The sequence below is a fragment of the Rhodovulum sp. PH10 genome, assembly GCF_000293785.1.
GTDB lineage: Bacteria > Pseudomonadota > Alphaproteobacteria > Rhizobiales > Xanthobacteraceae > Rhodoplanes.
This window is the reverse complement of sequence record NZ_AKZI01000095.1, coordinates 1-9,459: the sequence shown is the minus strand read 5'-3', so window position 1 is coordinate 9,459 and position 9,459 is coordinate 1. Positions and strand designations below refer to the sequence as shown.

The 9,459-nt window shown below is 69.9% G+C and carries 9 protein-coding genes and 1 tRNA gene; all 10 read left to right on the top strand.

The window, feature by feature from the left end; translation table 11 throughout:
- Positions 1-233 precede the first annotated feature (233 nt).
- The 10 genes from cckA (at position 234) to A33M_RS15950 (ending at position 9,124) form a co-directional block, all read left to right on the top strand.
- Positions 234-2,747: a cell cycle histidine kinase CckA gene (cckA, locus tag A33M_RS15995; RefSeq protein ID WP_008389109.1), complete on the top strand. Its 2,514-nt coding sequence runs from the start codon at positions 234-236 to the stop codon at positions 2,745-2,747.
- A 274-nt stretch (positions 2,748-3,021) separates the two neighbouring features.
- The gene (locus tag A33M_RS15990; RefSeq protein ID WP_008389107.1) at positions 3,022-3,240 is read left to right on the top strand and encodes a hypothetical protein; all 219 of its coding nucleotides are present in this window, start codon (positions 3,022-3,024) and stop codon (positions 3,238-3,240) included.
- A gap of 141 nt (positions 3,241-3,381) precedes the next feature.
- Positions 3,382-4,380: an alpha/beta fold hydrolase gene (locus A33M_RS15985; protein WP_202801917.1), complete on the top strand. Its 999-nt coding sequence runs from the start codon at positions 3,382-3,384 to the stop codon at positions 4,378-4,380.
- A 223-nt stretch (positions 4,381-4,603) separates the two neighbouring features.
- Positions 4,604-4,680, top strand: a tRNA-Trp gene (locus A33M_RS15980).
- Between the two features lie 167 nt (positions 4,681-4,847).
- Complete coding sequence (gene secE / locus A33M_RS15975; protein WP_008389102.1) at positions 4,848-5,045, top strand: preprotein translocase subunit SecE; 198 nt, start codon at positions 4,848-4,850, stop codon at positions 5,043-5,045.
- A 19-nt stretch (positions 5,046-5,064) separates the two neighbouring features.
- Complete coding sequence (gene nusG / locus A33M_RS15970) at positions 5,065-5,595, top strand: transcription termination/antitermination protein NusG (protein WP_008389100.1); 531 nt, start codon at positions 5,065-5,067, stop codon at positions 5,593-5,595.
- Positions 5,596-5,834: 239 nt separating this feature from the next.
- Positions 5,835-6,860, top strand: coding sequence for a quinolinate synthase NadA (nadA, locus tag A33M_RS15965; RefSeq protein ID WP_008389098.1), 1,026 nt, complete (start codon positions 5,835-5,837; stop codon positions 6,858-6,860).
- Between the two features lie 207 nt (positions 6,861-7,067).
- Entirely contained in the window at positions 7,068-7,496 is a 429-nt protein-coding gene (gene rplK / locus A33M_RS15960) for a 50S ribosomal protein L11 (RefSeq protein ID WP_040621027.1), read from the top strand.
- Positions 7,497-7,501: 5 nt separating this feature from the next.
- Positions 7,502-8,218, top strand: coding sequence for a 50S ribosomal protein L1 (gene rplA / locus A33M_RS15955; protein ID WP_040621025.1), 717 nt, complete (start codon positions 7,502-7,504; stop codon positions 8,216-8,218).
- A 381-nt stretch (positions 8,219-8,599) separates the two neighbouring features.
- Positions 8,600-9,124: a hypothetical protein gene (locus tag A33M_RS15950; protein WP_008389091.1), complete on the top strand. Its 525-nt coding sequence runs from the start codon at positions 8,600-8,602 to the stop codon at positions 9,122-9,124.
- The last annotated feature ends 335 nt before the right edge of the window (positions 9,125-9,459 follow it).

Below are 9,459 nucleotides of genomic sequence, written 5' to 3'. Positions count from 1 at the left end.
CAATGAGCGATATCCTCCGCCTTCCGGCGGCCGATCGGCTCGCGGCCTCGCCCGCGGCGTCCGCCGCCGCCCGCCGGGCCACGCTCCATGGCGGCGAGCGGGCGGTGGGCACGTTCTCCGCACCCTTGTTCGAGGCTGCGGACTCGGGCACAGATGATTCGCGGGGGCGGAGCCGTGGCCGCCCGACGGAGCCGACGGGAATGGCGGCGCAGGACCTGAGCGGGGGAGACGGCGTGGACGCGTTCCCGGGCAGCGAGCGGCGCGGCAGCATCCGGTTCGTGCTGGCGATCGCGCTGGCGCTGATCGCCGCCGCCTCTGGGCTGATGCTGCTCGGCCGCGAGGCCGCCCAGCCTTACGTGCTCGCGCTTTTGGCCGCGCTCGGCACGGTCGGCGTCTTCTCGCTGCTCGCCACCGCCACCGGAATTCTCCGCCTCGCCGGCCGCTCGGACGGCGCCTCGGTCTATCGCCGGGTGCTGGAGGACGCCTTCGACGGCATCGCCGTCACCGACCAGAACGGCCGGGTGGTCTATGCCAACCCGACCTATCGCCAGCTCGTCGATGCCGGCGAGGTCGGCGACGTCCGCCCGGTCGAGCGGGTGTTCATCGGCGATCCCGACGTCTCCGAGGCGGTCTACCGGCTTTTGAAGGCGGCCCGCGAGGGCCGGCGGCTGCAGGAGGAGGTGCGCGTCAGCGGCGTGCCGGGCGAGCCCGCCCGCTGGCTGCAGCTGCGCGTCCGCCCGCTCGGCCGCACCGGGCCGGACACCCGCTTCACCGTCTGGACGGTCGCCGACGTGTCGCGCGAGCGCGAGCGGCAGGAGAACGTCTTTCAGGAGCTGCAGCACGCGATCGACTATCTCGACCACGCGCCGGCCGGCTTCTTCTCGGTCGATGCTTCGGGCTCGATCGGCTACATCAATGCGACGCTCGCCGAATGGCTCGACTACGACCTCGCCGAGGTCGGCTCCGGCGGGCTCGGGCTCGGCGACATCGTCTCCGGCAACGGCGCGGCGCTGCTCGGCGCCACCACCGCCCAGCCGGGCGAGGTCAAGACCGAGGTGCTCGATCTCGACCTCAAGACCCGCGGCGGCAAGACCCTTCCGGTGCGGCTCTATCACAAGGTCGCCTACGGGGCGGACGGGGCGTCCGGCGCCTCCCGCACGTTGGTGCTCAACCGCGCCCGCAACGAGGGCTTCGATCCGCAGCGCGCGGCGGAAGTGCGCTTCATGCGGTTCTTCCACAACACCCCGATGGCGATCGCCACCGTCGACCGCGCCGGGCGGATCGCCCGCACCAACGGCCTGCTCGCCCGCATGATGCAGGGGCTCAAGGGCGGCGAGGAGCGCCCGGAGGGCCGCTCGATCCTCGCGGTGGTCGCCGAGCGCGACCGCGCCGCGCTCGAATCGGCGATCGCGCGGGCCGCGGCCGGGCAGGGCGACATCCCGCCGGTCGACGCCGCGCTCGCCAGCGAGACCGAGCGCTGGGCGCGCTTCTACGTCACCGCGGTGGAGGAGGAGGACCAGGAGACGGCGATCGTCTACGCCCTCGAGACCACCGAGCAGCGGGCGCTGCAGAAGCAGGTCGACCAGGCGCAGAAGATGGATTCGGTCGGCAAGCTCGCCGGTGGCATCGCCCACGACTTCAACAACGTGCTGTCGGCCGTGATGATGGCGACCGACTTCCTGCTCACCGCCCACAAGCCGACCGACCCGTCCTTCCAGGACATCATGCAGATCAAGCAGAACGCCAACCGCGCCGCCGCCCTGGTGCGGCAGCTCTTGGCGTTCTCGCGCCGGCAGACGCTGCGCCCGCAGGTGCTCGACCTCGGCGAGGCGTTGTCCGACATCTCGATGCTGCTGCGCCGGCTGATCGGCGAGAAGGTCGCCCTCGACGTCGTCCACGGACGCGACCTGTGGCCGATCAAGGCCGACATCTCGCAGTTCGAGCAGGTGATCGTGAATTTGGCGGTCAATGCCCGCGACGCCATGCCGGACGGTGGCCGCCTCGCGCTGCGCACCGCCAACGTGCCGGAGCTCGAGAGCCGCCGCTTCGCGAGCAAGGGCATGCCGGCCGGCGAATACGTGATGATCGAGGTGGCCGACACCGGCACGGGCATCCCGGCCGAGATCATCGACCGCATCTTCGAGCCGTTCTTCTCGACCAAGGAGGTCGGCAAGGGCACCGGGCTCGGCCTGTCGACCGTCTACGGCATCATCAAGCAGACCGGCGGCTTCGTGTATGTCGAGTCGGAGCTCGGCAAGGGCACCACCTTCCGCATCTTCCTGCCGCGCCACGTGCCGACCCTCGAGGAGATCGAGGCGGCCAATGCGACGCTCGCGCCGATCGTCGAGGGCGCCAAGGCGCCGACCGGCGCCGACCACACGGGGCAGGGCACCATCCTGCTGGTCGAGGACGAGGAGGGGCTTCGCGGCCTCAACGCGCGCGGCCTGTCGTCGCGCGGCTACACGGTGTGCGAGGCGGGCAACGGCATCGAGGCGATCGAGCTGATCGACGCCGGCCAAAAGGTCGACCTCGTCGTCTCCGACGTGGTGATGCCGGAGATGGACGGCCCGACGCTCCTCAAGGAGCTGCGCAAGCGCCACCCGGACCTGAAGATCATCTTCGTCTCCGGCTACGCCGAGGAGGCATTCGCCAAAAATCTCCCGGAGGGTGGGCAGTTCTCGTTCCTGGCAAAGCCGTTCACGCTCAAGCAGCTGGTCGCCGCCGTGAAGGAGACGATGGGAAGCTGAGGACGCGCGTCGCGCAGCCGCTCGGTGGCCGGTCGGGCGGAACAGCGAAAGTGTTTCCGCCGCGGGCGAAGGTGGCGCAAGACGCTTTCGCTATTCCGCCCTACGGCCTCACCACGGGTTTGCGAGACGGACCGGAGCGGTTCGCGGTGACGCCGCCTCGGACGCCGCTCGTTCCCGCGAAAGCGGGAACCCGGTGGGATGTCCGCTCGGCTCCGGTCCCCGACGAGCGGAACGCCGTTCGGACCCGACGCCGCCGGAAACACGAGCGACCGCCATGGCCGATCCAGCGCACGACGACCCGCACGACCCGGACGCCCAAAATCCGGACGACGACGAGGCCCGCCGCACCACCAATATCGTGCTGGCGCTGTTCTTCGTGCTGGTGGTCGCGGCCGGCTGGTGGCTGGTCGATGCAATGGTCGCCCAGCGAAAGGTCGACGACTGCGCCGCCCAGGGCCGCCGCAACTGCGGCACCGTGGTGCCCCTGCGCTGACGGGCATGCGTGCCCGGCACTCGTGCCCGGCAGTCCTGCCCGGTACGCGTCTCCCGAATCGAACGCCGGTCCAGCCAGCGCCCTTGCATCCGGCCCCGACGCCGATACCCTTGTGACGGGGGACCTTGCGGGGGCGGCATCGTGGTTCTTTGGCTGGTTGTGCTGGTCGTCGCCGGGCTTTTCGGCGCGGCGGGGCTGACGCTGTGGCAGACGCGCCGGATCGAGGCGGAGAACCCACCGGTCGGCCGCTTCTTCGCGGTCGGGCCGGACGGCGGCGCGCGTTTGCACCTCGTCGATCTCCATCCGCCGGCCGTCCCGTCCGGGACCGACACCGACACCGACGCCGAGCAAAAGCCCGTCGTGCTGTTGCTGCACGGGGCGAACGTGCATCTCGCCGACATGCGGGTCGCGCTCGGCGATCGGCTCGCGCAGACGCTGCGGGTGATCGTGCCGGACCGGCCGGGGCAGGGCTGGAGCGACGCCGGTGGCGCGGTGGTGTCCGATCCCGGCCATCAGGTGGCGATGATTCGCGCGGCCGTCGAAGCGCTCGGCGTGCGGCGGCTGGTGGTGGTCGGCCATTCGCTCGGCGGGCTGATCGCGCTGCGCTACGCGCTCGAAGCCCCCGAATCGGTCGCCGGCCTGGTGCTGATCGCCCCGACCACCCATCCGCGGCCGGGCGGGCTGCCGTGGTTCCAGCGCTTCGCCGAGGTGGTGATCGGCCCCTTGATGACCCGCACCGTGCTGCTGCCGCTCTCGCTCGCCACCCTGAAGCCGATGGTCGCCCGGTTGTTTCGCCCGGAATCTCCGCCGGAAAACTACGCCGCGGCGACCGGTCTCACGCTCGGTCTCACGCCGCGTCGCTTCCTCGCGAGCCTTGCCGACTATTCCGACCTGCGCGATCACCTCGTCGCGATGGCGCCGCGCTATCCCGACATCGACCTGCCGACCGTGCTGGTGGTCGGCGAGGCCGACGAGGTGGTGCCGCCGGCGATCCATGCCGACATGCTCGCGGAGGTGCTGCGGCACCGGAAAATCGTGCGTTTTCCGGGCGCCGGCCACATGCTGCACCACACCCGCGCGGCACCGATCGCCGCCGAGATTTTGCGACTCGTCGACGAGGTGACGCCGCCCGCCGGCTGACCCTTACCTCCTGCCGCCCGCCCGCCATTCGACCGCCACCGAACCGTCGTCCGTCGCCGGCCTTCGCCGCTCCGCGCGGAGCGGCCGCAGGCGGCCGCGCCGTGCCGCTCGCGCGCACCCGTCGCGAGGTGGTGATCGGCTCGCATCGCCCTTGCAAAGCCGGTGGCGTTCATGCATTTAGGTGCCGTGGCGCTCCGGACGGGGCGCCGCACCCGCTTCCCGGAGGAGTGTAGCTCAATTGGTCAGAGCACCGGTCTCCAAAACCGGGGGTTGGGGGTTCGAGTCCCTCCACTCCTGCCAGGCCTAGCGAACGGGTTTCGCGAAGCGCCCGGCCGGGGAGCGGCGCTCGCCGCCGCACGCCTGCGCGCCCGCATTCTTGCGCCGCGAAGACGCGCGCGCCGGGGGCACGACGGCGATTCCGGCCGTCGCGCGCACTCCTTTCACGCAGTCGGACGACGGAAGAGACGATGGCGAAGGTAAGCCCGTTCAAGTTCTTGCAGGAGGTTCGCGCCGAGACCGACAAGGTCACCTGGCCGAGCCGGCGCGAGACGGCGATCACCACGTTGATGGTGTTCGTGATGTCGGCGGCTGCCGCGGTCTTCTTCCTGCTCGCCGATCAGGTCATCCGCTACGGGGTGACGCTGGTGCTCGGCATCGGACGGTGAGCGGGGAAAGATGCGCGAGATGAGCAAGCGCTGGTACATCGTTCACGCCTACTCGAACTTCGAGAACAAGGTGGCGGAATCGATCCGCGAGCAGGCCAAGCAGCGACACCTCGAAGAGCTGTTCGACGAGATCCTCGTCCCCAAGGAGAAGGTCACCGAGGTGCGGCGCGGCCGCAAGGTGGACGCCGAGCGCAAATTCTTCCCCGGCTACGTGCTGGTGAAGATGGAGATGACCGACGAGGCCTATCACCTCATCAAGAACACCCCGAAGGTCACCGGCTTCCTCGGCAGCGACAACAAGCCGATGCCGATCTCCGAGGCCGAGGCGACCCGGCTGATCCAGCAGGTCCAGGAAGGCATCGACCGGCCGAAGCCGACCGTCTCGTTCGAGGTCGGCGAGCAGGTGCGGGTGTCCGACGGGCCGTTCGCCTCGTTCAACGGCGTGGTCGAGGAGGTCGACGACGCCCGCTCGCGCATCAAGGTCGCGGTGTCGATCTTCGGCCGCGCGACCCCGGTCGAGCTGGAGTTCGGCCAGGTCGAGAAGGTTTGACCGCAAGCCTCTGAGATTGAATGGTTTTTGTTGTACGGCCGGGGGATTTTCCCGGCCGTTTTGCGTTGCGGACAGGACGGACGCCGCCGCCGGCACGCCGCGCATGTCGGTGTCTCGTCCGAGGGTTGCCGGGTGCCTCGTCCTCTCGCGAAGGATTGCCGGCGGCCGCGGCTTTCGGTCATGATCGGCGTTCGGGCCGGCGGCATTCACGGCCGGCCACCCGAGACGGACGCCGACCGATGCCGAACGCTTCGCTCGCCTACACGCCCGAGGTCGCCGCCGCGACCAGGCCTCTCTACCAGCGTCTCGCGCGAATCGTGCCGGAGGCGGAGTGGCCGCGGCACGCGCCGCTCGTCCACGCGATCGCCCGCCTGAAACGCGAGCGCCGGGCGATCGTGCTCGCCCACAACTACCAGGCGCCGGTGATCTTCCACGGGGTCGCCGACATCGTCGGCGACAGCCTCGCGCTCGCCCGCGAGGCGAGCCGCACCGACGCCGAGGTGATCGTCGTCGCCGGCGTCGCCTTCATGGCGGAGACCGTGAAGCTGATGAACCCGGACAAGATCGTGCTGATTCCCGATCCCGCTGCCGGCTGCTCGCTCGCCGCCTCGATCGGCCCGGCCGATGTCCGTGCGTTGCGCGAGATGCATCCCGGCGTGCCGGTGGTCGCGTACGTGAACACCTCGGCGGCGGTGAAGGCGGAGGTCGATGTCTGCTGCACCTCGGGCAATGCGGTGGAGGTGGTGGAGAGCCTCGGCGTGCCGAAGGTGATCTTTCTGCCCGACGCGTGGCTCGCCCACCACGTGGCCGGAAAGACCGGGGTGGAGATCGTCGCCTGGACCGGCAGTTGCGAGGTGCATGTGCGCTTCTCCGGCGAGGAGATCGCCGAGTTCCGGGAAAGCTACGACGATCTGGTGGTGCTGGCGCATCCCGAATGCCGGCCGGACGTGCTCGCGGTCGCCGACCTGGTCGGCTCGACCGCGGCGATGCTCGATTACATCGAGACGCGCCGTCCGCGCCGCGTGCTGCTTCTGACCGAGTGCGCGATGGGCGACAACGTTTCCGCCGCGATCCCCGACGTCGAGGTGGTGCGGCCGTGTCATCTCTGCCCGCACATGGGGCTGATCACGCTCGACAACATCCTGGCCTCACTGGAGACGCTGTCGCCGCGGGTGGAGATCGACCCGGCCGTGGCGGGGCCGGCGCAGCTGGCGGTCGAGCGGATGCTCTCGGTGACGCCGGCGAGAAGGCCGGTGCACGGCTGAACGGTTTCTTGCCGCACGTCCTACCGGCGCGCCGGCACGCCGCAGAACCTTGCATCGGGCTTCCCCGTGCGATAGGAACGCCGGGCTCGTCCGGAAAGGCTCTTTCCGCGGCGGGAGACAGACGTGGGAGGAGGGGCGGTTGCCGACCGCCCTCGATCCGCACCACGAACCCGGCGAGCCGGCTCTGCCGGCGCGAAGGATTCTTCCATGGCAAAGAAAGTCACAGGTTACCTGAAGCTACAGGTACCGGCGGGAGCGGCCAATCCGTCTCCGCCGATCGGCCCCGCGCTCGGTCAGCGCGGCCTCAACATCATGGAGTTCTGCAAGGCGTTCAACGCGCAGACCCAGCAGATGGAGAAGGGCTCGCCGATCCCGGTGGTCATCACCATCTATGCCGACCGCTCCTTCACCTTCGAGATGCGCACCCCGCCGGTGTCGTTCTTCCTGAAGAAGGCGGCGGGCATCCAGTCGGGCGCCAAGGCCACCGGCCGCGATCACGTCGGTGCCGTCACCAAGGCGCAGGTGCGCGAGATCGCCGAGAAGAAGCTCAAGGACTTCAACACCGACGACATCGACTCCGCGATGCGCATGATCGAAGGCTCTGCCCGGTCGATGGGCCTGGACGTGAAGGAGTGACGACCATGGCGCATCAGGGAAAGCGCGTGCGCGCCGCTCGTGAGGGCATCGACCGCAACAAGCTCTATCCGCTGCCGGAGGCCGTGAAGCTCCTCAAGGAGCGGGCCACCGCGAAATTCGACGAGACCGTCGAGATCGCGATGAATCTCGGCGTCGATCCGCGCCACGCCGACCAGATGGTGCGTGGTGTGGTGTCGCTGCCGAACGGCACCGGCCGCACCCAGCGGGTCGCCGTGTTCGCGCGCGGCGCCAAGGCCGACGAGGCCCGGGCGGCGGGCGCCGACGTGGTGGGCGCCGAGGACTTGGTCGAGCAGGTCCAGGGCGGCAACATCGACTTCGACCGCTGCATCGCCACCCCGGATCTGATGCCGCTGGTCGGCCGTCTCGGCAAGGTGCTCGGCCCGCGCGGCATGATGCCGAACCCCAAGGTCGGCACCGTGACGATGGACGTCACCAGCGCCATCCAGGGCGCCAAGGGCGGCTCGGTGGAGTTCCGCGTGGAGAAGGCCGGCATCATCCATGCCGGCGTCGGCAAGGTGTCGTTCGACGCCGACAAGCTGGTCGAGAACATCAAGGCGTTCGCCGAAGCGGTGGCAAAGGCCCGTCCGGCCGGCGCCAAGGGCCAGTACATCAACCGGATCGCGCTGTCCTCGACGATGGGTCCGGGCGTGAAGATCGAGCCCGCGACGGTGGTCGCCGCGACGCCCGCCGCCGCCGAGTGATCGGCCCGCGGTGCGCCCGACGCACCGAACGAATCGACCAAGGCCGGGCCGAAAGGTCCGGCCTTTTTCGTTGCGCGATCCGCCGGTTGGACGCTGCCACGTTGTATCGGGCGAGCGGTTCGACCGACGGTGAGCGGCGCGCCCCGCGGGCGACGAAAAGCGACGGAAAACACCGTCGCTGTCACCCGCCGGGCACAATGATGCCTTGAAGCCGTGCGGTCTTAGGGGGTCCGCCGCGTCGCTCGCGGCGCGCGGATCGCCAAACCTGCGCCGGCGCGTTCTGCGACCGGCCACGAGCCACCGCTCGCCCGCCCGGGCGACCAGAGACGTGCCGTCCTGCCGATGCGGCCGAGGCCGCGCGACGGGACCAGGGAACGCGGCATGAAGGCCAAGACCACGACACTCCTCCTGCTTCTCGCCTGGCCGCTGCCGGCGGCCCCCGCCGTCGCGCAGGAGCCGCTCTATGGCGGCTGGGTGATCCGCACCCCCGATGCCGCCGCGGCGGCTCCGGCGGCGCCGCGGGCGGTGGTGGTGGAGCGGGGCGTGGCGATGATCAAGCACGCGATGCCGACGCCGCGGCCGGGCCGGGCCGGGCTGCTGCTCGAGTGCCGCAAGGGCAGCCTGGCGCTGCTGGCGATCGATCTCGACATCCCGCCGGGCGTCTCGCCGGTCGGCGACGTCGACGTGAAGATCAAGGTCGATCAGGACGAGCTCGAGTCGGAGCGCTGGTCGATCCTCGGCAATGCCTACGAGCCGCCGAACCCGCGCCGGCTGGTCACCCGCTTCCTCGCCGCGCGCTCGTTCGCGCTGCTGGTGCCGACCCCGCTCGGCGAGCGCGAGATGACCTTCGACCTGCAGGGCTTTTCCACCGCGGCCGAGGAGCTGCGCAAGACCTGCCCGTTCTGAAGACCTGCCCGTTGTGAGCGGGCGCGTTCCGACCTCGATTGTCCCGACATCGGCCTTCCTGAATAGGCGGGGGTTCTTCCCGAGCGCCCCCTTGGCCGGAGTTCTCGCTGGCGCTCGAGCTCCGACCTCTCCCCGCTCGCGGGGAGAGGTTTCCAGCGGTGGAATTCGGAGCTTCTTTCAGCTCGCCCGCATGCGGGGCTACGGCATGCACATCGTCTCTATTGCATGCGTCCGTCATGCGCGGGCTCGACCCGCGCATCCATCAAAAATCGAAAAAACGTCTTTGTTCTCGGTTTGATGGATCGCCGGGTCGAAGCCCGGCGATGACGGCGGAG

Excerpts from the sequence above, each read along its gene's own strand:
- A33M_RS15990 (WP_008389107.1), top strand. The coding sequence starts at position 3,022 with ATGGCCGATCCAGCGCACGACGACCCGCACGACCCGGACGCCCAAAAT.
- secE (WP_008389102.1), top strand. The coding sequence starts at position 4,848 with ATGGCGAAGGTAAGCCCGTTCAAGTTCTTGCAGGAGGTTCGCGCCGAG.
- nusG (WP_008389100.1), top strand. The coding sequence starts at position 5,065 with ATGAGCAAGCGCTGGTACATCGTTCACGCCTACTCGAACTTCGAGAAC.
- nadA (WP_008389098.1), top strand. The coding sequence starts at position 5,835 with ATGCCGAACGCTTCGCTCGCCTACACGCCCGAGGTCGCCGCCGCGACC.
- rplK (WP_040621027.1), top strand. The coding sequence starts at position 7,068 with ATGGCAAAGAAAGTCACAGGTTACCTGAAGCTACAGGTACCGGCGGGA.
- rplA (WP_040621025.1), top strand. The coding sequence starts at position 7,502 with ATGGCGCATCAGGGAAAGCGCGTGCGCGCCGCTCGTGAGGGCATCGAC.
- A33M_RS15950 (WP_008389091.1), top strand. The coding sequence starts at position 8,600 with ATGAAGGCCAAGACCACGACACTCCTCCTGCTTCTCGCCTGGCCGCTG.